At 68.6% G+C, this 22,163-nt stretch carries 19 protein-coding genes and 1 pseudogene; 15 read left to right on the top strand and 5 right to left on the bottom strand.

The genetic code is table 11. From position 1 onward, the window contains the following. Positions 1-22 precede the first annotated feature (22 nt). Positions 23-478, bottom strand: coding sequence for a hypothetical protein (locus tag ABIA35_RS25645; protein WP_370359576.1), 456 nt, complete (start codon positions 476-478; stop codon positions 23-25). 523 nt (positions 479-1,001) lie between these two features. Between ABIA35_RS25645 and ABIA35_RS25640 the strand changes: the two genes are divergently transcribed. After that, a complete protein-coding gene (locus tag ABIA35_RS25640; protein WP_370343645.1) occupies positions 1,002-1,592 on the top strand; it encodes an RNA polymerase sigma factor in 591 nt (196 codons plus the stop codon). Beyond that, the gene (locus ABIA35_RS25635) at positions 1,592-2,500 is read left to right on the top strand and encodes a CU044_5270 family protein (RefSeq protein ID WP_370343501.1); all 909 of its coding nucleotides are present in this window, start codon (positions 1,592-1,594) and stop codon (positions 2,498-2,500) included. The genes ABIA35_RS25640 and ABIA35_RS25635 overlap by 1 nt, the downstream gene beginning before the upstream one ends. Before the next feature lie 433 nt (positions 2,501-2,933). Here ABIA35_RS25635 and ABIA35_RS25630 read toward each other — a convergent pair whose 3' ends face one another. Continuing rightward, positions 2,934-3,569 (bottom strand): WD40/YVTN/BNR-like repeat-containing protein, encoded by a 636-nt coding sequence (locus tag ABIA35_RS25630; protein ID WP_370343500.1) that lies wholly within the window; start codon positions 3,567-3,569, stop codon positions 2,934-2,936. A gap of 299 nt (positions 3,570-3,868) precedes the next feature. On the opposite strand from ABIA35_RS25630, the gene ABIA35_RS25625 reads away from it, so the two are divergent. The 9 genes from ABIA35_RS25625 (at position 3,869) to ABIA35_RS25585 (ending at position 14,022) form a co-directional block, all read left to right on the top strand. Continuing rightward, complete coding sequence (locus ABIA35_RS25625; protein ID WP_370359575.1) at positions 3,869-6,778, top strand: AAA family ATPase; 2,910 nt, start codon at positions 3,869-3,871, stop codon at positions 6,776-6,778. 173 nt (positions 6,779-6,951) lie between these two features. Beyond that, on the top strand, positions 6,952-7,155 hold the full coding sequence (locus ABIA35_RS25620; protein WP_370359720.1) for a DUF5999 family protein: 204 nt from the start codon (positions 6,952-6,954) through the stop codon (positions 7,153-7,155). A gap of 16 nt (positions 7,156-7,171) precedes the next feature. Further along, the gene (locus ABIA35_RS25615; protein WP_370343497.1) at positions 7,172-7,840 is read left to right on the top strand and encodes a GGDEF domain-containing protein; all 669 of its coding nucleotides are present in this window, start codon (positions 7,172-7,174) and stop codon (positions 7,838-7,840) included. A 211-nt stretch (positions 7,841-8,051) separates the two neighbouring features. Then, complete coding sequence (locus tag ABIA35_RS25610; RefSeq protein WP_370343495.1) at positions 8,052-9,254, top strand: branched-chain amino acid ABC transporter substrate-binding protein; 1,203 nt, start codon at positions 8,052-8,054, stop codon at positions 9,252-9,254. 13 nt (positions 9,255-9,267) lie between these two features. Then, a complete protein-coding gene (locus ABIA35_RS25605) occupies positions 9,268-10,161 on the top strand; it encodes a branched-chain amino acid ABC transporter permease (protein WP_370343493.1) in 894 nt (297 codons plus the stop codon). Further along, on the top strand, positions 10,161-11,168 hold the full coding sequence (locus tag ABIA35_RS25600; protein ID WP_370343491.1) for a branched-chain amino acid ABC transporter permease: 1,008 nt from the start codon (positions 10,161-10,163) through the stop codon (positions 11,166-11,168). The genes ABIA35_RS25605 and ABIA35_RS25600 overlap by 1 nt, the downstream gene beginning before the upstream one ends. Next, on the top strand, positions 11,165-11,983 hold the full coding sequence (locus tag ABIA35_RS25595) for an ABC transporter ATP-binding protein (protein WP_370359574.1): 819 nt from the start codon (positions 11,165-11,167) through the stop codon (positions 11,981-11,983). Before ABIA35_RS25600 ends, ABIA35_RS25595 begins: the two co-directional genes overlap by 4 nt. Further along, positions 11,976-12,686, top strand: coding sequence for an ABC transporter ATP-binding protein (locus ABIA35_RS25590; RefSeq protein ID WP_370343489.1), 711 nt, complete (start codon positions 11,976-11,978; stop codon positions 12,684-12,686). Before ABIA35_RS25595 ends, ABIA35_RS25590 begins: the two co-directional genes overlap by 8 nt. 64 nt (positions 12,687-12,750) lie before the next feature. Then, positions 12,751-14,022 carry an NAD-binding protein gene (locus tag ABIA35_RS25585; protein WP_370343488.1) on the top strand — a complete coding sequence of 424 codons (1,272 nt, stop codon included), beginning with the start codon at positions 12,751-12,753 and terminating at the stop codon, positions 14,020-14,022. Between the two features lie 6 nt (positions 14,023-14,028). Here the strand turns inward: ABIA35_RS25585 and ABIA35_RS25580 are convergent, their stop codons facing one another. After that, positions 14,029-15,288 (bottom strand): M6 family metalloprotease domain-containing protein, encoded by a 1,260-nt coding sequence (locus ABIA35_RS25580; protein ID WP_370343486.1) that lies wholly within the window; start codon positions 15,286-15,288, stop codon positions 14,029-14,031. Positions 15,289-15,867: 579 nt separating this feature from the next. Here ABIA35_RS25580 and ABIA35_RS25575 point away from each other — a divergent pair. From ABIA35_RS25575 to ABIA35_RS25565, 3 genes and pseudogenes are all read left to right on the top strand, one after another. Beyond that, positions 15,868-16,413, top strand: a pseudogene (locus ABIA35_RS25575) (dihydrodipicolinate synthase family protein); the annotation flags it as partial. Positions 16,414-16,619: 206 nt separating this feature from the next. Beyond that, positions 16,620-16,919: a GYD domain-containing protein gene (locus ABIA35_RS25570; protein ID WP_370343485.1), complete on the top strand. Its 300-nt coding sequence runs from the start codon at positions 16,620-16,622 to the stop codon at positions 16,917-16,919. 352 nt (positions 16,920-17,271) lie between these two features. Then, the gene (locus tag ABIA35_RS25565) at positions 17,272-17,805 is read left to right on the top strand and encodes a hypothetical protein (RefSeq protein WP_370359573.1); all 534 of its coding nucleotides are present in this window, start codon (positions 17,272-17,274) and stop codon (positions 17,803-17,805) included. Here the strand turns inward: ABIA35_RS25565 and ABIA35_RS25560 are convergent. Further along, on the bottom strand, positions 17,711-18,670 hold the full coding sequence (locus ABIA35_RS25560; RefSeq protein WP_370359572.1) for an enoyl-CoA hydratase/isomerase family protein: 960 nt from the start codon (positions 18,668-18,670) through the stop codon (positions 17,711-17,713). The two genes, ABIA35_RS25565 and ABIA35_RS25560, sit on opposite strands and share 95 nt — an antisense overlap. 270 nt (positions 18,671-18,940) lie before the next feature. Between ABIA35_RS25560 and ABIA35_RS25555 the strand changes: the two genes are divergently transcribed. After that, positions 18,941-19,699, top strand: coding sequence for an SDR family oxidoreductase (locus ABIA35_RS25555; RefSeq protein WP_370359569.1), 759 nt, complete (start codon positions 18,941-18,943; stop codon positions 19,697-19,699). Between the two features lie 32 nt (positions 19,700-19,731). Here the strand turns inward: ABIA35_RS25555 and ABIA35_RS25550 are convergent, their stop codons facing one another. Continuing rightward, positions 19,732-22,077 (bottom strand): FUSC family protein, encoded by a 2,346-nt coding sequence (locus ABIA35_RS25550; RefSeq protein WP_370359568.1) that lies wholly within the window; start codon positions 22,075-22,077, stop codon positions 19,732-19,734. Positions 22,078-22,163 lie beyond the last annotated feature (86 nt).

Here is a 22,163-nt window from a genome sequence, read left to right as displayed (position 1 = left end):
CGACCGGCGGGACGAGGCCGCCCTACCTCAGGGCTCTGGTCCTTCTGAATTCTCGCGAGTACTTACGCGCGGTCTGTGCTTGAGTGTCGGCATGGCCAATCGCTGCCAAAACGGCAGCAGCAGCCTGGTTGCGCACTACAGAGTCGGCGCTGAGTAGGGGATGATCCGGATTGCCTTCGGTCTCCCGGTCCGCGGCAGCGAAGAACCGGGCCTTGAGCGAGGCACCGTGTCGCGGATCCGTCGCAGTTCTGATGTCCAGGGCCGGGCCGGCCGTGCCTGCCCGACGGCGCTGCGCGCGAGGACGCGGGACGACGCCGGATCCATCCTCCGGTGTCGGGGCATCTTCCCACCGACGTTCCTGGTCGAAGAGTCGGGACAGGTTCTCCAGCGTCGCGGCACAGGCCGCCGCTGCGCGCAGCAGCAAAGCGCGTTCCTCCTCGATGGATGGAAAACGCTGATCAGCACGTGGTTCGGTCATAGTTCTGCCAACGAGGGCCCGACATCGCGGAAACGCGGACATAGGCCAATAGGCGGCACACGGACACCTGCCCCGATGTCCCGTCCATGGATGTCCACATGGACATGGGCATCCGGAGGCGAGCGGACATGGACATCGCCTCCGGTCCGGACATGGACATCGGGCCGAGGGACACGGACATTCGGCCGGACTCTGGCGCCCAGACCGCTCGGCGAGGCCGTTTTCCGGACACGCAGAGTTATGACTGGTGGTGTCGCGTATCGAAGTGTCGCCAGTTCTCCGGTGTTGAATCTGGTTCCCGCTTCGGTGCTGTATGCCACCGACCTGGTCTAGCTCTGAAACGCGAGCCACGGGACGGCCTGACCGGCCTATCTCTAGGAAGTCCCGAATAGGCTTCCGAGGCCGGCCGTGAACCCGTTCGGAGCTATCGGGCAACAGCCAGCATGACCGCCTACTCAAAGAGGCTGACCCGGATGAGACCGCGTAGCCGCCCTAGACCGAGAGCGTGTCGCCGGTGAGTGCCATGCGGCGGGTGCTCGACTCCGAGATGAGTACCGACGCCGACGTCATAGCCCGGTCGATCGACGACCCGGACGCCTTTGCCGTCCTCTTCGACCGCCATGCTGTGACGATCCATGGCTACCTGTCCCGCCGAGTCGGCCCGCACGCCGCCGACGATCTTACGGCCGAGACCTTCCTCGTGGCGTTGAAGAAGCGCTCCGGTTACGACTCAGCGCAGACCAATGCCCGCCCATGGCTCTACGGCATAGCGACCAACCTGCTTCACCGACACCACCGCCAGGAAACCCGCCAGTACCGAGCCCTGGCCAGAACCGGCCTCGACCCGGTGACCGAGAACCACGCGGACGCCGTCACAGCCCGCGTCGCAGCCAGCGCACTAACCCGCGACCTGGCCGCCGGCCTGGCCAGCCTCGCCAAGGGTGACCGCGACGTCCTTCTCCTGATTGCGTGGGGTGACCTCACCTACGCCGAGACCGCCGACGCTCTCGGCATCCCCATTGGGACCGTCCGATCGCGCCTCAACCGAGCCCGTACAAAGCTCCGCCCCGTACTCGGCGACTTTGTCCTCGACCTCCCAGGAGACAAACTCTGATGCCTGACACCAATCCACTCACCGAGTTCCGCGCAGACCTGCCAGCACCCACCTCCGAGTACCTCTCCCAGACCCGCACCGCCCTCCTGCCCGCCATGCGTCACCGCAGCCGTCTACGAATGCGGATCACCGTCGCCGGGGCCACCGCCGCGACCGCAACCGCAGGACTCATGGCGTTCGCCCTCGTCGGCGCGGACTCCGCATCCGCAGCAGATGTGCTGGACAAGGCAGCAAGCACCGCCGCCGCCCAGCCGAACCCGACCGTGCGTCCCGGGCAGCTCAGCTTCATCCAGACGATGGAGTGCGGTTCAAAGGTGACGCGTATGGAGTGGCTTCCGCCCGACGGCAAGGGCGCTGGACTGATCCGCACCACAGGCAGCCTCAACGGCACCCAGGAGACGAAGACTCTCAACCACCAATGGGTCGGACTCGGGCCAGGTGTCGAAGGCGCCGTAGTAGGGAACGGCGACATTGCCACACTCCCCGCGCTCTTCTTCCCGACCTACGACTTCCTTCTCAGCTTGCCCACTGACCCTGCAGCGCTCCTGGCCGTCGTCGACAAGGAGGCGAGCGTCATCTCCACCGACCGGGACGGCGAAGCTTTCTGGATCATCGCCAACGGCGCGACATCGGCCTACATCCCGCCGCAGGTACGAGCCAATCTCTTCCGGGCCGCGGCTCTGATTGCCGGCACGAAGGTCGTCAAGAACGTGACAGACTGCGCTGGTCGGCATGGCATTGCGGTAACCCGGACGCTCGGCAGCGGCAGCAGCAGCGGCACCTCCCAGCTGGTCTTCGATGCCGACTTCCAGTTGCTCGGTTTCCAGTCGTCGGCCCACGACAAGGTCCAGGGAGGCCGAGCAGTGACCGGTGGCGGCATCGTTGACGCGATCGGTCAGGTCCCGTAACCACACCCGAGCGTCCTCGCCAGCCGTGCAAGCCCCTGAGCTGGGAGTGCAGGGAATCTAACAAGGCCTCGGAGGACCCTGTCAAGGTTGGGTCTGGGGGCTTCGCTGGCTCGTCGGCCGCGTGTGGTCACCAGCCGCGTAGCGGCTCCAGTCAGCGCCGGCCGTTCTAGTGACAAAGGCCGCATGGACGGGGTGGAGGCCGAGCATCCCGGCGACCACGGGAGCGGGGACCTGCAGTACGAGCTGCCGTAGGGCAGCGGTCCGGGCGTGCAGGTTCGGGAGGCCGGCGAGGGCGAGCCGCTTGCGGATGGTGTTCGCCTCCATCGGCCGGCCTGCCCGTCGCCCGGGCAGGAGCCACGGGCTGTTCCGGTTGGTCGCCATAGCCATACTCGGGCGTTGGTCGCATAGGCGGAGCAGCAGGTCGGCGAACGGTTCAGGGACCGGGCTGGGCGGTGCGGCCCTGGTCCCCCGAGCGGTAGATGCCGTCGCCCTTGAACTCGAACCCTGCGGTGTTGGCCTCGCCGGTACCGGCCCACACGCTTTGGTCGGCCGGGTCGACCTCCAGTGCGCCGATCGCCATGGTCGGCATCCCGTCCCACAGCGGATTCCAGTGCGCGCCGCCGTCGCGCGAGCGCCACACACCGCCTGAAGCGGAGCCGGCGTAGATCGTGTGCGGGCCGTCGAGGGCGAGCGCCGACACCCGGCCGGCGACATCGCCCCAGCCGGAACCGGAGTCGGACCAGACCGGGTCCATGGCGGTCGGATCGTCCTGCTGGACGTCGACGTCGGTGAGTTCCTTCCAGGGGCCCGGCGCGGCGGGAAGCTGTTGCCCCGCCTGGAATCCAGCGAAGTAGGCTCGGGAGTCGACAGACGCGGTGCCGGGCGCGTCGCGCATCGACGAGAACTGTGCGAGCTCGGCGGCACGGTCGCCCGTGCCGTCGTCGGGAGTATGGCTCGAGGAGGCCGTCGGCGGCGTCGAGCCGTCCGACCAAGCGGTCTGCGCCGGAATCGTGACGGCGACGACGAGCGCCAGCGCCGCCAGCGCCCGTCTGGATATGGGCACGCGCATATAAGCCTCCTGGCTGGGACGTTGGGGGATGTGGCCCGAAACGGTATGCGATCCCGCGTACGCGCGCCTAGAGCTGAAGGCATATCAAAAAGGGATAACATCGAATTATGGGCGGGCGGTCAGACCTCCGAGACAGGAACCGCCGCTGTCACGACGTCTTCGGCAGAGCCGTGCTCTGGCGAGCTCGTCATCGCACGCGGAGGTGATCCGCTCGTCCCCTCGGGGACGCGCTTCGCGCGCACTCGAGACCGTACGCTCCTATGATTGGTCTTGATCTCAACCCGAACCGACGGGCAGCAGTGGACGAGACGGGCGATCGCGTGGGCATCGCCGACCATGACAACGACGACAAGGTGTCCTCCATCGGAGGTTTCGCGTTCGTCGGGCGTCAGCACGAAGTCGGGCTGGTACTGGCCGCGCTGCGCCGTCCGCCGGCCGTCGTGCTGGTCGAGGGCGAAGCGGGCATCGGCAAGACCCGCCTGGTCCACGAGGCCGCGAAGACGCTGGTCGGGCAGGGTGCCCGGGTACTGACCGGCTTCTGTCATCCGCTGCGCGAGCCCTCGCCGTACGGCCCGGTCGTGGACGCGATGCGCAAGGCCGGCAAGTGGCTGCCTCCGGTCGAGGACATCCCCCGCAGCGCCGGAGCCTTGGCCTCGTTGTTGCCGGACCTGGCCGACCGGCTGCCGAGCCCACCTCCCCGCGCTTCGGAGGCCCGCGCCGAGCGCCACCAGGTGCTGCACGGTCTACGGTCCTTCCTGGGCGCGGTCGGTCCCGCGGTGCTGGTGATCGAAGACCTGCACTGGGTCGACGAGGCCACCCGGGAGATGCTCCTGCTGCTCTCCCGCGACATGCCGGAGCACCTGGGCTTGGTGCTGACGTTCCGCGGCGAGGACCTGCCGCCGAACCTGCCGCTGCTCGGCTCGGCGTATCGACGCCAGCCCGGCACGGGCGGAATCGAGATCCACCTCGAACCGCTGTCGGCGCAGGCGGTCCAGGAGTTGGCCCGCGACGCCCTCGGCGACCAGGCCTCGACGGCTCTGGGAAACGTCCTTTTCGACCGCAGCCAGGGCGTGCCGCTGGTCGTTGAGGAGGACCTGATCACCTTCAGTGAGCACGGGCCGCACCACGGTTGGAAGTCCGCCGATCTGGAGCTGACGGAGCTGCCCCGAGGGCTGCGCGAAGCGTTGACCGAACGACTGGCCGTCCTGCCGCCGACCGCGGTGGCTGTGGTGGAGGCTGCCGCAGTCCTCGGCGTCCCCGCCACCGAGGACCTCCTCGCCGAGGTCGCCGGCCTGGATTCCGAACAGGGCTCGCGGGGCTTGACCGAAGCCCTGCGCGCCACGATCCTGCGCGAGACCGGGCCGGCTCGCTACTTCTTCCGGCACATCCTGGCTCAACAGGTCGCCTATCGGCGGATACCCGGCCCGCCGCGCAACCGCTTGCACCGGCAGGCGCTCACCGCCCTGGAAGCCCAGCCGGCGCCGCCGCTGGTGCAGATCGCCCATCACACCTTGATGCTCGGCGACCGCGAGGCCTGGCGGGGCCGTGCGGAAGCCGCCGCGGAGCAGGCGATCGCGTTCGGGGACGTGGGCACCGCCGCGACGTTGCTGCGCCGCATCCTCGACGAGGCCGGCCTGCCCGATGATCTCCGGTCACGCGCTGCCCTCGCGCTGTCGGGGATCGCTATCAACGGCACCGACTTCGTCACCAACGCCGAAGTGCTGCGCCGCATCCTGGCCGACCCGCACTTGCCGGTGGCGACCCGCGGCGAAATCCGCCTTTCGTTGGGCATCGTCATGGTCGGCCATGCCGGGGACCGGGCCGGCTTCGAGGAGATCGCCCGCGCTGTCGATGAGCTGGCCGACCGCCCCGACCGCGCCGCCAGGGCCATGATCGCCCTGGCCATGGACGAACGGAACGGCGGCCCGGAGCAGGCATGGGCCTGGCTGGAGCGGGCCGAGATCGCCGTCCGGCACGGCCCGGACGAGGCGGTGCGGGCAGCGGCCCGGGCGACGCGGCTCACGCTGCTCGCCCGGGAGGGTGACCCCGGGGTGTGGGCGCGCCTGGACCGGTTGCCGCGGCGATCCGACGACCCCGAAGTGCTGCGGCAGATCGCACGTGCGCTGTACAACACCGGTGAGATCGCCATCGAACTCGGGCACGATCGACGGGCCGCCCGGCTGCTGGCCGAGAGCGGCGGCCTGGCCCACCAGGGGAGCCCCTATCTGGAGTCCTACAGTCGGACAGCCCTGCTCCGCCTGGAAACCCTCGCCGGCGACTGGTCGAACGTCGAAGAGCGTTTCACCATGCTTCGCCGCGAATATCCGGACATCACGATGACCGCCACCGACGAAGCGCTGGTCCTCGCGGTGCTGGCCGCCGCGCGCGGACAGCACCGCCGTGCCCTGGAGCTCTTCACCGTCGCCTCGGCCTACGGGGAGACCGAGTCCCAGGTGACGGTCGCATTGCGGGCCGCCGCCGGACTCACCACGGTGCACCTGGCTCAGGGCGCCGTGCAGAATGCCTGGTCGATCGCGGGGAATGCGGTCGCGACCCTGCGTGCGGTGGCAGCCTGGGCCAGAGGCACCGGCCTGGTCCCGGTCGCCGTCGAGGCGGCACTGTCGTGCCACGACCGCGAGGCGGCCGAACGGCTCGCCGCCGACGCCGAACGCGGACTCGGCAATCGGGACGCGCCCGCGGCGACAGCCGAACTCCACATGGCTCGCGGCATTCTCCTGGGTACGGCCGACCCGGCTGCCGCCGCCGAAAGCTACAGCCGTGCGCGGCAGTTGTGGGTTGACATCGGACGCCCGTACGAAACGGCCCGTGCTGACGAGCGACTCGGCGGCGCACTCGCCGCGGCAGGCGACACGCGGGCCGCGGCCCGGCTGACGGAGGCTCTGGCCGGGTACGAACGGCTCGGCGCCACCCACGATTTCGCCCGCTGCCAGCGCACGTCACGAGAGCTCGGACTGACCGAGCCCGTGCCGCGCGGGCGCCCGAGCTACGGCGGCGAGCTGTCCCCGCGCGAACGGCAGGTCGCCGAACTCGTGGCCCAGGGCGCCACCAACCAGGACATCGCCCACGCGTTGTTCCTCTCGCCGCGCACCGTCGAGCAGCACGTCGCGCACGTTCTCAAGAAATTGGGTGCCACCAGGGGGCACGTCGGCGAGGCGTTGAGGTCCGGAAGAGACTTAGATACGGGTTGACTGCGTACCCCTGTAAAAGCGGTCCCCGATTGATACTGCGGGGTGACGAAGGCGACGGTTGGTATCGGGGGATTCGCACCACCACCAGCCACGCTCCAGCCCCGGCGGTACCGACCATGATCACCATCGAGCACCCAGAACCCACCCGGACCCGTGCGCAGCCCGCGCACCGGCTGTGTTCCCACCAGCCGGTCTGCCCGACCGCCGACGCCCCGGACCGCGAAGCCGCCCGCCACGTGGCCAGCCATCCTGAGCAGGGGTGGGCGCTGCTGTGCAACGGTGTCGTCATCTTCGACGACACCGGAGAGTTGCTTCCCGACGGCCGTGTCGTCGCGCCGCACCGGCTGAGCACCGTCTCGTCACCGCGCGTGGACTGATCACCAGGGACGAGCCGTGCCTACCTTCGCCGCGGAGTTCCTACCGGCGGTCTTGGCCGCTTCCGGCGGCTACGCCGCCGGAAGGGCCGCGCTGCGCCGTCGCTTCCGGCACGCGGTCGCCGAAACGGCCCAAGCCCGGTGGCTCGCCGACCACGACACCCTCACCGGACTTCCCAACCGCGCGACCGCACTCCGCAGCCACCAGCAGGCGGTGGCCGCCGGCCGGCCCGTCGCCGTCGCGCTGGTCGACCTGAACAACTTCAAGGCCGTCAACGACACGTGGGGCCACCAGGCCGGCGACACCCAGTTGGCGGCCGTCGCCGACCGGCTGGCCGCGGCCGGCCGGAAGATCGGGGCCCTGGCCTGCCGCCTCGGCGGGGACGAGTTCGTCCTGCTGCTGCCGGCGGCGGATCCCCAGACACTGATGCACCAGGTCTCGGAGATCTCCGCGACGGTGAGCGCGGCACTGCCCCTGGCCGTCGAGGAGAACCTGACGGTCATCACCCACCCCGGCGCCTCGGTCGGCGTCGCGGTGCCCGAGCCCGACGATTCCTTCTCCGACCTGCTGCAGAAAGCTGATCTCGCCCTCTACCACGCAAAGAGTCATGGCACAGGCACGCACCTCTACGCACCGGGTCTACGCCAGCCCCCTTCGCATCGGGGCACAGCGATCGCCGCGTCCTGACGGCACCTCCCTATTGACGACCACCTGGGAGTAGTGCAATATCACGCATCACACATCGTGTTTGTCACATCGGTGGCGTGCGGGGCCCGGCCACAAAGCGGCTCCCACCTCGCCGAATCCACAGCCGAATCCGGCGGCCGACCCGCACCGGTGGTCTCCGGCCGAATCCCTCGCCCTCCCTCGTTCCACTGCCCCGCACAGGAGCGTTCCCGTGACCAGACACACCACCCCCACTCCAACCTCCGCATCCCGTACCCCCTCCCGCCTGCTGGCACTGACCTCAATCCTCACCGCGGTCGCGGCCGCCACGACCGGCTGCAGCGGACTGCTCGGCAGCAGCAAAGGAAGCGACAGCAAGGGCCCGATCATCCTGGGCATGGACATACCTCTTTCCGGCAGCAGCGCGGACATCGGCCCGTACATGCGCAACGGTGCGCAGCTCGCAGTAGACGAGATCAACGCGTCAGGCGGCGTTCTCGGCCGGAAACTGCAGCTCCAACCGGAGGACGACGCCTGTGACCCGAAGACGGCCGTCGCGGCGGCCGACAAGCTTGTCGCGGCGGGCGCGAGCGTCTCAGTGGGCGGCTACTGCTCAGGGGCGACCCTGCCCACGCTACCGATCTTCGACAAGGCGAAGATCCCCATGATCATTCCGGCTGCCAACTCCAACCAACTCGTCGCCCAGCACCTCAAGCACGTGTTCCTCATCAACGGCACCGGCAAGCAGCAGGCCGCCGCCGCCATCGCCTGGCTGACCAAGGACGGGGCGCAGAAGGTCGCCGTCATGGACGACAACACCAGCTATTCCAAGGACATCGCCGACCTCACCTACGCCCAGCTCGGCACGGCCGCGGGCGGTCCGGCGAAGGCCACCGAGGAGGCGATCAACCCGGGCGAGAGCGACTACAGCCCGAACGTCACCAGCGTGCTGAAGTCGAACCCCGACTACATCTACTGGACCGGCTACTACCAGGAAGGCGGCCTGCTCATCCGCCAGTTCCGCCAGGCCGGGTACAAGGGCAAGTTCCTCGTCGCCGACGGCGCGGTCGACCCGAAGCTGGTCCAGATCGCCGGCGCCGCGAATGCCGAGGGCGTCTACGCGACCATGACGCAGACGCCCCAGACCACTCCGGGCGCCGAGAGCTGGATCGCTTCCTACAAGCAGAAGTTCGGCGCCGAACCCGGCCCGTACTCGACCCAGTCCTACGACGCCGTCCGGGTCGCCGCCGAGGCCATCAAGGACGCGGGCAGCACCGACGGGGGCAAGGTCACCGCCGCGCTGGAGGGCCTGAACGGCTTCAAGACCTTCGCCGGGCCGCTGAAGTTCACCTCCGACCACACGCTGAGCAACGGCGGCTTCGTGATCCTCGTCGTCAAGAACGGCGATTTCGTCCTGCGGGACTCCCTCAACTAGGCCGGGGGTCCGCATGGCACAGCTCATCTGGAACGGGTTGTTCGTGGGTTCCTTCTATGCCCTGGTCGCCCTCGGCTACAGCATGGTCTACGGGATCATCAAACTGCTCAATTTCGCCCACGGCGATCTCTACATGCTCGGAGCGTTCGTCGGGTATGCGATGCTCAGCTCACTGGGAGGAGCGATCCCCGGCGGTTCGCTGGTCTCGCTATTCCTCGTGCTCGCGCTGGCGATGCTGGCGACCGGTTTGAGCGGCGTCGCGCTGGAGCGGGTGGCCTATCGGCCGCTGCGCGGAGCACCGCGGCTGTCACTGCTCATCACCGCGGTGGGCGCGTCTTTCGCGCTGGAGTACGGCGTGAGTCTGGCCGCGGGCCCCGACCCGCGGGTCTATCCGGTCCGTCTCGACGGGACCAGCGTGTCGGTGCTCGGCGTCCGGGCCACCGTTCAGCAACTCGTGCTCATGGCCGTGGCCGCCGGACTGATGCTGGCGCTGAACGCCATGGTCATGCACAGCCGCCAGGGCCGGGCGATGCGCGCCATAGCCCTCGATCCGAAGGCGTGCCTGTTGATGGGCATCGACGTCGACTCGGTCGTCTCCCGCACCTTCTTCATCGGGTCGGCCCTTGCGGGCGCGGCCGGGGTCATGTCCGGCGCCTACTACGGGAAGATCGACTTCCTGATGGGCTTCATCATCGGGCTCAAGGCGTTCACCGCCGCCGTCATCGGCGGAATCGGCAACTTGAAGGGCACCATGCTCGGCGGCCTGGTCCTGGGTCTGCTGGAGTCGTTCAGCACAGACTGGTTCGGAGGCCAATGGCGGGACGTGTTCGCCTTCGGATTCCTCATCCTGTTCCTGACCGTGCGGCCGACCGGCCTGCTCGGCCAGCGCGTGACGGAGCGCGTGTGATGGCGGCCGCCCGGAAACCACAAGTCGTCTCGCGACTGCTGGCCAGCCGACGGATCGGCTGGGGCGGGCTGGCGATCGGCCTGCTCGCCCCGTTCGTCACCGCCACCCCGTACGCGCTGAACGTGATGACGAGCGCGGCCATCTTCGTGATGCTCGCCGTCGGCCTGAACATCGTCGTCGGCTACTGCGGACTGCTCGACCTGGGCTTCGCCGCCTTCCTCGCCGTGGGCGCGTACGTCGGCGGAGTACTCGCGACACGGCTGAACATCCCGCTGGTGGCGACCGTGCCGGCCGTCATCGTGGCGACCGTGGTGGCCGGCCTGGTGATCGGAGCCCCGACACTGCGACTGCGCAGCGACTATCTGGCCATCGTGACCCTCGGCTTCGGCGAGATCATCCGGATCACCGCGAACAACCTGGACATCACCGGCGGCCCCTCGGGCATCTACGGAATCCCGGGTCTGTTCGGCGACGCCCTGTCCGATCCGGCCGTCTTCTACTACACCACGCTGGTGATCGTCTCGGTCGGGGTGCTGTTCGCCGCCCGGCTCGGCACCTCCCGGATCGGCCGTGCCTGGCGCTTCGTCCGCGAGGACGAGGACGCGGCCGAGGCCAGCGGGATCAACACCTACCGGGTCAAGCTGGCCGCCTACGTCGCCGGTGCGGTCTGGGGCGGGCTGTCGGGCGTGCTGTTCGCCGCCCAGCTCTCGGCGATCTCCCCGGCCAGCTTCACCTTCCTGCAGTCCGCCCTCGTCCTGATGGCGGTCGTGCTGGGCGGTATGGGCTCCACCCGCGGCGTCGTGGTCGGTGCTGTCGTCATCAGCCTGCTGCCCGAGCTGTTGCGGGGCCTGGCCGACTACCGCTTCTTCGTCTTCGGTGTCCTGCTCATCGTCATGATGCTGCTCCGCCCGCAGGGCCTGTGGCCGCATCGCTCGCGCGAACCCGACGACCAGGTGGTGCTCGGTGGCGCCGCTGCCGGCGACGTGCCGGTGAAGGAGGAGACATGATTCTCGAAATCAGCGATCTGCGGCTGGCCTTCGGCGGCATCCGAGCGGTCGACGGCCTCAGCTTCTCGGTCGGCGAGAGCGAGATCGTGTCGGTCATCGGCCCCAACGGTGCGGGCAAGACCTCGGCCTTCAACTGCGCCAGCGGGTTCTACCGGCCGACCGCCGGGTCCGTCAGGCTGGCGGGTGAGCAGGTGGCGGGCCTGCGCCCGTCGGCGATCGCCGCCCGCGGCCTGGCTCGCACGTTCCAGAACCTGCGGCTGTTCGGCGAGTTGTCGGTGCTGGACAACGTACGGGCCGGCACACACCTGTGGCTGAAACAGAGCGCCCTCGACGCGATGCTGCACACCCCCCGCTACCGGCGCAGCGAGCGGGAGAGCAGCGACGAGGCCCACAAGTGGCTGGACTTCGTCGGGCTCCGCGGGAACCGCGCAGGTCTGGCGGGCCACCTGCCGTACGGCGAACAGCGCCGGGTCGAGATCGCCCGCGCCTTGGCCAGACGGCCGAAACTGCTGCTGTTGGACGAACCGGCCGCGGGGCTCAACCGCGGCGAGAAGGCCGAACTGCTCACCCTGATCCGCCGGATCCAGGAACTGGGCGTGGCCATCGCGCTCATCGAACACGACATGGGCCTGGTCATGGAGGTGTCCGAGCGGGTGATCGTGCTGAACTTCGGCAGGGAGATCGCGGACGGCACTCCGGCGGACGTCCGGCGCGACCCCGCCGTCATCGAGGCCTACCTCGGCAGGGACGCCGGCGACGACGAGATCCACGCCGCTCGTGCCGAACTCGCCGGAGAGGGGACCCACGATGCTTGAGATCCGCGGACTCGACGTCAAGTACGGAGCAGTACAGGCGCTGCGCGGACTCGACCTCACGGTGGGCGAAGGGGAGATCGTGGCCCTGCTGGGCAACAACGGCGCCGGCAAGACCACCACGCTGTCAGCGGTGTCCGGGCTGGTGAAACCCGCCGCGGGCCGGATCGTTCACGGAAGCCGGGAGATCACGGGGATGGCCCCGCCGAAGATCGTCGCCCGTGGGGTGGTGCACGTCCCCGAGGGACGGCGCGTCTTCAGCACCTTGACGGTGCACGAGAACCTGCTCGTCGGCGGGTATCTGGTCCGTGACGGTGCCGAACTCGCGCGCCGGGTTGATGAGGTCTACGAACTGCTGCCGCGGTTGGCCGAACGGCGAGCCCAGCAAGGCGGGACGCTCTCCGGCGGCGAGCAGCAGATGCTCGCGATAGGCCGGGCCCTTGTCGGCCGCCCCGGTCTTCTCCTGCTGGACGAACCTTCCATGGGCCTGGCCCCGATCATGGTCGCCGCCGTGATGGAGGTGATCAGGGACATCAACCGCGGCGGGACGGCGGTTCTGCTCGTCGAACAGAACGCCACGGCCGCACTGAAGATCGCACACCGGGGATGCGTGATCGAGAACGGGGAGAAGGTGTTGGAAGGCACAGCGACCGAGCTGTCCGTCGACACCCGGGTCGTCGAGGCCTACCTGGGTGGAGTCGCGTGAGATGCCTGACCACCCCTTGGAACGGCCTGTCCGTGAAGGGGGTGGTAGCCGCTACCGTCCCGTCATGGACGGATCAAAGGTGCTGGTCATCGGCGGGCTGGACACGGCGCGGCGGGCCTGTGACGCCCTGACCCGCAGCGGCCACGCGGTGGTTCACCTCCCCGAGCCGACCGAGGCGGGCCTGCGCACGGCGCTGGGCCCGGACGTCGGGGCGGTGGCGATCGTGGTGCGCGGCGATGTCGTGGCACTGCGCTACGCCCTGCTGGTCGAGCACCTGCGGCCCTCGATCCGGTTGGTCGTCACGGTCTTCGACCGCACCGTGGCCGACCAACTGGTCAGGGCCATCCCCAATTGCCGGGTCACGTCGCCGGCCGACATCGCCGTCCCGGTCATCACCGCCGCCTGCCTGAACGACCGGCCGCCGGCCGTCGAGACCTCCGAGCCGGTTCCGCCGGCCGTGGTGGAAACGCCGGAGGGCGATGCCAACGCCCTTGTATGGCAGCACCGCCCCTCCCGGATCCGTCGCGTCGCGCGGGCTCTGGCCGGCCAGGTCCGCTCGCACGACAACGCCAGCCAGATGCTGCTCGTCGGCTTGGTCGGACTGCTGGCGGCGCTGACCGCCGAATGGCTGATGGCCGCCCGCGTACTGCACCAGGACGGGCCCGAGGCCCTGTACACCGCGGCCCGGCTGGTCTCCACGGTCGGCATGGTCGAGACCGGACGGGCACCGGGCTGGTATCTCGTGGTGTCCAGCGCCGGGATGATGCTGACGATCACGTTCGCCGCGTTGTTCACGGCGGGGATCGTCGAGCGGTCCTTGTCGGTGCGCAGCGCCGGCATCATCGGATCCCGCACGGTACCCCGGTCGGGCCATGTGGTCGTCGTCGGCCTGGGCCAGGTCGGACTCCGTCTGTGCCTGGCGCTGCGCCGGCTGGGTGTTCCGGTCGTCGCCGTCGAACGCGACCCGCAGGCGGCGAACCTCCGCCTGGCCAAGGCCGCGAGGATACCGGTACTGATCGCCCACGCCGAAGACCGCTCGGTGCTCGACCGGCTGCGGCTGCCCAAAGCCCGCGCCCTGGCCGCGATGGGCGCCGAGGAACTCGACAACGTCGAGGTCGCCATCGCCGCCTTGGCCATCTCCCCCGACCTGCGGGTGGTGCTGCGCGCCGGCGACAACGACGTCATCACCGAGACCCGCTCGCTGTTCCACATCGGAGCGGTCTGCGACATCTCCGCGATGACCGCGCTCAGTGTCGCTGACGCGGTCATCGCGGAGAATCCGGCTGCGCCCGTCGGCGTGAGAAGCGATGCGGCCCTCGGACGCTGCTCCTGCTGACAGTGGTCACATGGAGGTGTCCACGGTGTCGCCGTTGGAGTCGGACAGGCCGCTCACCACCGAGATGGTGACGTTGGTGCTGGAATCGGTGAAGGTCTGGCCGGGCTGCCAGGTGTCCATATCCAGCGCGGCACAGCCCGCGGGGGGCGCCGCGGCGCCGGGGTTGGCCACCACCCGGATCGGCCCGGTACCGGTGGCGACGGACCAGTCGACCTTGTAGATGAGCACACCCGTGGAGCAGAGGCTGGGATCATTCAAGGCAGACCTTCGCGACTCCACGACATAGGCGGAGGTCGAACCGGTCTTGAGTACCACGATCCGCCATCTGCCACCGACCGGCGCGTATTCGACCGGGTTCAAAGGGGTGCGCAGCGATGTGCCCGGCGCGGTCATGCAGGAGACCTCGCTGTCACTGGTCCAACCGAGCTTCCAGGACTGCCAGCCGAAATACTGGTTCCCCGGCCCGCCGATATCGCCCATGATGTCCCAGCCCCCGACGAACTGGTGCGTGTCTCCGGTGAAGGAGTACAGGTCGGGGAGCCCGAAGGTATGACCTGTCTCGTGGTCGGCGATGTGGTAGCCCCACGATCCCCAGATGTCCTGACCGAAGGTGACAGCCCATTTGACCGTCGTACCCTCGACGACCACGCCGGGGTTGCCGGAGTTCCAGATGTAGGTGGGCGAGTTGTTGATCGCCGTCGCGCTGCTGGTCGGCACGATGTAGAACATGTCGTACTGAGACAGGTCGACACCGGCGTTCGCGGCGGCCGTGACCGCGTCCAGCACGTACTGCTGCTGGCTGGCGTAGGCCGGGGTTCCCGGCCACCCGTAGGCGGTGGACGCCGACGGCATGCGCAGCCACCGGTTCAGCGGCGCCTGGATGTCGAGCCACGTGTGGCCGTAGGAGGCGTTCCACATCCAGGCGGCGGCAGGCGAAAGCCGGTTGTAGTAGTCGGCGAGGCTCCCGGCGCCCTGGGCATCCGGGAAGTCCACGTACAGCATGCCCACCCGAAGGGTCTTGTAGGCGACCGTCCCGGTGGGGTCGAAGGGCACCTGGAACCGGTCGGGATCGGTGCCGATGGTGTTCTGCTGGCCCTCGTCGGTGTAGCCGGTCGTGCCGGTGAACGCGCACGCGGACGTGCTCCCGTTGTACGCGTGGGCGGGGCCGGCAGGGACGACGACCAGGGCGAACACGGCGAGCAGGGCTGACAGGACCGAGAGGAAGGCGATGCGGGGGCGGCGTCTGTCGCCGTCTGCTGGGGTCATGGAAGACTCCTGAATCAGGGTTCGATGCTCTGTGCTCCAGGCAGAGGATCACGCTCCGGGCACCAAGCAGGCACTCCGGCCGAGTACTCCGGCCCGGGACGGCAGAGCGCGTCGGGGACGGGGAATCCGACTTCCCGAATCCCGCGCGCGACGGGCGCCTTCCCCATGGTCAAGGCGAGTGGTGTCGCCGACGATCAGGCGCAGCGAGCCCACCGTGCGGTGGTTTTGTTCGGCCGACGGTACGAGCGTGGGAGCGATGTCGGGAGACAACAACCCCATAGCAGCGCCTTATATACCCGCGTTCAGCCAAGACCGATAAGCCGGACTCCGCCGCACCGCCGCCCGATGGGCCGCCTCGGCGTTCTCCATCACACCCTCGCGGCCTCGGAGCCGGCAAACGGCCCCGCCGCGTGCCACGCCAAGAGATGCCGGTACCACAACGGATCCCCGGCGATGGGCCGCACCACGACACCCGGTGACTCCGGGAACGTCGCCTGGCACAGGCTCAGCGCGTGGCCGGACCGCACCAACTCCTCGACGACCCGCCCTTCTGCCTCGTGGACGGTGCGCAGGGTCCGGCCGGTCGTCGCCTACAACAACCCCATCGACACCAAGGTCGACCTGGTCCCCGAGCTCCTCAAGAAGCTCCACGAAGCCGGCTACATCAAGGCCGTCAAGGAGTTCTCCGGCGACACCCGCCGTGCCTACCACATCAAGGAACTGGCACCCGACCTCGACCTACTCATCGGCGCCGACGACGTCCTCCTGGAGCTGGCGACAGCCGGCGCAGTCGGCTGGATCTCCGGCTATCCGAACGCCCTCCCATCCCTCTGCAACGAGCTGTACCGCGCAGCCACTGCAGGCGACGTCGCGACCGCCCTCCCGCTCTACCGCGAACTCCACCCCCTACTGCGCTGGGACTCGCACACCGAGTTCGTCCAGGCCATCAAGCTCTCGATGGACCTCGCCGGCCGACACGGCGGCGTCTGCCGCCCGCCGCACACCGAACTTGCGCCAGAACATCACCAGGCCATCAAGTCCGACACCCTCCGCGTCCTGCCACTGGAGCAGAAGGCGAAGACGAACCGGCTGGTAGCGGCGACGCAGGCCCCAGCCAGTTCCTAGCACTCCACATGGGGAGCACACATCGCAAGGCTCCAGATCAGCATCGCTGGCCTGGAGCCTTATACCTGCCGGACCCGACGACCCGAGTCCAGCCCAGCGTCTCGCGTTGAGCAGTTCCAGTGAACAAGCACGGCGACGTGTTCGCTCAGGGACGAGAGCGGAAATAGCGGTATTCACGAGGACACCGCCTACGGATTCGAGGAACCATGCAGACCTACGTCGCCCTCCTGAACTGGACCGACCAGGGGATCCGGGACTATCCCAAGAGCACCCAACGAGCCGATGCCTTCAGCCAAATGGTTGAGAAGTTCGGCGGACGAACTGTGAGTCTCTTCTGGACGATCGGCACATACGACCTCGTAGCGGTGGTCGAAGCACCGGACGCTGAGACCGTCACCGCAGCACTCTTGCGGCTGGGCGCCCTCGGGAATGTCAGGACGACGACGATGCGCGCGTTCGGGCGCGACGAGATGACAGGCATCATCGCCAAGGCCGGTGCCAGCTGAGATCGAGCACATCTGCGGGTCAACCAGCGGGAGATCGGCTTCGCCCAACAGGCGAAAGGCCCATGCGGATGCACTCAGGCAACCGGATGACCGGGCCCAGCACATTCACCGGCGAGGCCAGCGCCAACCTCCCCGCGCCGCACAGCAGACGACGAGGCTGTGGCCTCCGAGGAAAGACAATGGTGCCCGATGGTCAACACCGCCGGGCACCGTCATTCAGATCTTCTGATCATCGTATGTGCCCCCGGAGGGAAACACAGCAAACCAGCCCGCAGCCGACCTGCGGAAACACCGTGGCCGCGTTCGCCTGATCGGTCTCTATTACACCAACTGTGGAAAGACCAAGCCGTGAATGCGGCTTCTTCTCCATCCGGCACGGGTCAAGTGGGCGGTGAACCGCGGCGCGCTCTGGAGAAGGTCGACCTCGGCGTCGCGGTGCGGGTTCGTCCGACTGCCGGCCTACACCAGGTTCGAGTGGCCCGTGGACCGGACCGCCGTGGTGCGCTGGAACGTCGACCTCGTACTGCGCTGGATGGTCAACGGGATCACGCCGGACGGCTATCTGCGGTCCGAGCTGCATGAGTTCCTGCGCGCCCGCGCTGTCGCGGGCCAGCCGATCGAGGACAGCATCCTGGTCTACCGCCGCGGCGCGCGCATGTTCTGGGAGGCGCTGCTCGATCTGGCCGCTGATCAGGATCGGGCGGTGCTGGTCGCGGAGGCGGACACAGCCTGGGGCTGCCTGGAGGACTATCGCTTCACGCCGGAGGAGTCGGCCATCGACAAGGGCACGCTCAGGCCCTCAGACGCAGCCTTCCGATGGCAGTGCCGAGGTCGGTCTCGATACCGTCGGGCTGCTGCAGCCCCTTGTCGAAGAGCATCCGGATGAAGGGGCGGTTCTCCGGTCGGCCGGCAGTGGCGAAGTAGGCCGCGAGTCCGCGTGCGAACTCCTCGTCATCGGGCAGCGTGGCCATGTCGACCAGCTGCTTGATGCCGGTGACGGCGACCTTCTCGAAGGACGCGATCCTGCGGGCGAACGCGTCGGTGAACTCCTCGATCTGCGCGTCTGGCACGAGTCGGTTCACGTAGCCGTAGTCGGCGGCGAGGGCTGCGGGGATGTCGTCGCCGCCGAGCAGGATCTCCAGGGCGCGGCCGCGGCCGACGAGGCGGCCGAGGCGGGCCATGGGACCGCCGCCGGGAACGGTGCCCACCCCGATTTCGAACTGGCCCAAGGTCGCTTGTTCGGATGCGAATCGGATATCGGTGGCGAGCACGAATTCGCTGCCGGCGCCGCGGGTGCGACCGCGGATCTCGGAGATGGTGGCCAGCGGTAGCCTGCTGAGCCGTACGAAGTTGTCCACGTACGGGTTCAGCCCTGTCGGGCCAGGCTGCATGCCCAGCACGCGCGCGCTGTCGGATGCGAAGTCCCAGTGGGCCATGAAGTAGCCGGGCTTCTCGCTGCGGAAGACCGCGACCGTCAGGTCCGGATCGTTTTCCATTCGGCCGACGAGTTCGGCGAGTTGCTCGACGCTGTCAGGGTCCAACAGGTTGACGGGACCGTTGTCGAAGGTCACCCGCCAGTAGGAGCTGGAGACTTCGTCAACATGAAAATGTTCTGTTTCATCCATTGCTCCACGATTCGCTTTCTGTGACTGTCGGCAGTACCGGATTCTCGAAGCACCCGGAAATGAGCGGACCGGACCTGCATCACGAGCGAGCGAACGTATCTTGGCAGATGCTCCAGATGCGATCATGCAAGGCTTCAACCAACAGTACAACGCTGACGAAAAACCCGCCCAGTGACCACAAGGCCGTGTGTGATCACGTCTGAAATATGTTTGGGATGAAACGGCCCGGGCCCTGGATGGCGTATGCGCACAGGCGGTGGTTCGCTACTCGTTCGATCGTGAAGGGAGTTGTGCCGCTGCCCGCCGAGTGACTCCGGTTCGCTGATGTCCCCGCCGTTCAGGCCTCCGCCTGGCGCGGGTCGCGCAACCGCGACGGCCGCCTCGCGAGGAGGACGAATGAACACCCCGAACACCTCGACCGCGGCTCGGCGTGAACCCGAACTACTCGGGCAGACCGTCGTCCTGATAGGCGGAAGCGCGGGTATCGGCCTGGAAACGGCCCGACGCGCCCGAGCCGAGGGTGCCGACGTCGTCATCACCGGCCGCAACCCCGAACGACTGGAGCGAGCTGCGCGAGAGCTCGGCGTGCAACGCACCGCGGCCTTCGACGCCACCGACGCCGCAGCTCTGCGGAATTTCTTCCGGGACCTGCCCGATCCCGTCGACCACGTGTTGGTCACGGCCGGCGGGCCGAGTTACACGCCGCTGCTGGAGATGGATGCGGACCAAGTGCGCGAAGCCCTCAGCGACCATGTCGTGCTCGGGCTCGAGATCGCGCGCAACGCGGCCGGCAAGATGAGACCAGGAGGCACGCTGCTGCTGATGGGCGGAACTGGAGGGCGGCGCGTCCGTCGCGGCCTCGGGATCGTGCCCGCGGCCACCGCCGCGCTTCCGCCGTTCGTCGCGGCGCTGGCGCTCGAGCTCGCGCCCGTTCGCGTCAACCTCATCGCGGCGGGTTTCGTCGACACCCCACTCTCGGCGTCACTGCTCAAGGACAAGCTCGACGAACGTCGAGAAGAACTACGGGAGAACCTCCCGATCGGCCGGGTCGTCGGCCCCGCCGATGTCGCCGCACTCGCCGTGCACATCATGGCCAACACCGCACTCACCGGGGCGACCTATGACATCGACGGCGGACAGCAGTTCGCCTTCTGACACCGGGCCGCGAGTACCCGTTCCGACGTTGATCACGCGGACGCCGGTTCTACGGATGTGCGCAGCAAGCGTGGTCCACCGCGGCGTGCCCGACCGGTGGCATGGACCTTCCCAACCGGTCCGGCCACGCCGGCCTCCAAGCAGCGGGCCGTCTCGACGTGCTGCGCGGTCCAGATCATGCGTACCGCCGCTGCCGCGCCGCGTTCGTTGTCACCGTCGAGATCCCGGCCGAGCGCGGCGACCAGCCGCGTGCCCGAGGCATCGTCCCGACCGGCGGGCCGCGGCGGCTCCCCCGCCCCGAGCAGCGCGTCGGCCGCCTCGGCGAACCACGCGGTCATGCGGTCCGCCGCGCCTCGTACCTCCTGCCTGGCCTGCGCCCGGTCGCCGTCCGCCCTGGGCCCGACGTCGTTCCACAGATCCAGCACCGCATCCGCGGTCAGCCGCAGTTCCGCGACCACGTTGAGCAGGGTCGTGAGGTCAGCCAGCGGAAGATGCTTGGCGCCCCGCTCCGCGAGGTAGTTGCGGAACGCGTCGTCCAGGCGCCTGGACGACGCAGCCGCGCGACGCGCCTCACCTGCCGGCAGCGACAACGGAACCGGGACGCGGTCGCAGCGGCTCACTCCGTAGTCCACGGCTTTGCCGAGGTAGCGAGCGCTGTCGAACAGTGCCTCCGACAAGGACCGGGACAAAGCGCTGGCGGCACCGCGCGGCCAGAACAGCAACCCCACCAACAAGGCGACGGCGCAGCCGATGACCACATCTTCGACGCGTACGATCCCGATCTGCCACCCGGCCGGTTCAATGATGTTGTAGAGGATCAGCACTGTCGCGGTGAACCCAGCCTGACCAGCGGCGAAGGAGATCACGGAAGGAGCGATTCCGCCGAAGAAGACGGCGATCGGCAGCAGCAGCCACAGCACCGACATCTGCGAGCCCAGGAGATACACCACCGCTCCGCCGACGACGATGCCGACAGCCGTGCCCGCGACGGCGCGCAGCGCGTTCTGCCCGGTGGTCAACGCGTTCGACCGCAGCACGGCCAGTGCACCGAGCACCACCCAGAAGGCATGTTGCACGTCGGAGACCTCAACGACCAGCACGGCGACGGCGAGCGCCGCTGCGCCGCGCACACTGTTGCGCAGCCACACAGAATGGACCTCGACGTGCGCCGCTGCACGCTCCCGCGCGGAGGCGAGCGGCGAGCCCACCGCGTCCGGATTCCTCCGCCCGGTCAACCGCTGCCAGTTGGTACGGGTGAGATCAGCCAACGCCGACTCGGCTGTCGTCGCGATCGCGGTGACGGCGGAGGTCAGCTCTTGTGCCCGAAAGCTCGGCAGCAGATCGTCGACGAAGCCGGCGGCCGCCTGAGCGGGGCCCGCACCGGCCTGGGCGGCGAGCACCGCGGCAGAGTGTCGGACTGGCAGCCCTTCGGTGGTCAACTTCTCCATGTCCGCGCGTGCGTTGCGCAACCGGTCCAGGCCTGTGCCCAGCCGGGGTGCCGCGGCGGAGCCGGTCTGCAGGACATCGGCCACGCAATCGAGTACTTCCGCCGCCGCGAGCTTCACGCGGGTGACCACTTCATCGGCCGGTCCCTGCCCCGCCTCGAAGGGCATCCGCTCCAGTATCGACTCCAGCCGGATGATCTGGTCGACAAGGCGCACCAGGATACGTGCCGACGCGGTCAGGCCGGTGGGACGGTATGGCGTGCGGAAGAAAGCGCTCCGCAGTGCGGCGACGGCCTTGCCCGCCTCGTCGGCGACGGAGCGCTCGGCTTGAAGGGCGCGCGGGTCGAAACCGCTTCGTACGCAACCAGTCTCGGCCCTCAACCGCTGCGCAGTCAGACGGCAGGCCTTAGCAGCCGGCGACCGTAGCGGCTCGCGGGTCGGGGCGGGCCACAGCAGGACGATCGCGACCAGTGACGCGGCCCCGGCCAGAAGCCACCCGAGCACCCGGTCGGATACCGTGCTCGGCGATCCAGGCAGCGTGACCGCCAGGACGAAACTGAGCAGCAGTGCGTTCGTCGCGGACGCCAGCGCCGAACTGACAGCCCCGGCGAAGAACACCGCGAACCCGATCACGAAGGTCACCGGCACGGCGAGCCAGATGTGCCGCGACGCCAGTGTGCCCACCACCACGAGAAGCGCCCCCACGGCCACCAGCCCGGTCTGCGAGGCCAGCCGCTCGCGCATCGTGCCGGTGAAGTCGACGAACGACAAGGTGGCGAACGACCCGAACGCTGCGAAGGTCGCGAGAACCGGATTGCTGATCACCCTGTCGGCCACCGCGAACACGGCTGGCATGACCACCGCGGCCCTCGCGGCCCGCCTCAACGCGATGAAGCCGGGATCACGCTGTTTCAGCCAGACTCGCAGGTTCATCGCAGCCGTGGTCCGAGCGAACCGCCGCCCGCCGCGATCACACCGTCGGTGCCGTTCATGCACCACCTCCAGATTCCTGCGCCCCG

Source organism: Catenulispora sp. MAP12-49 (assembly GCF_041262705.1).
Classification (GTDB): domain Bacteria; phylum Actinomycetota; class Actinomycetes; order Streptomycetales; family Catenulisporaceae; genus Catenulispora.
The sequence above is the reverse complement of the archived record's forward strand: the minus strand, read 5'-3'. Positions and strand labels throughout refer to the sequence as shown.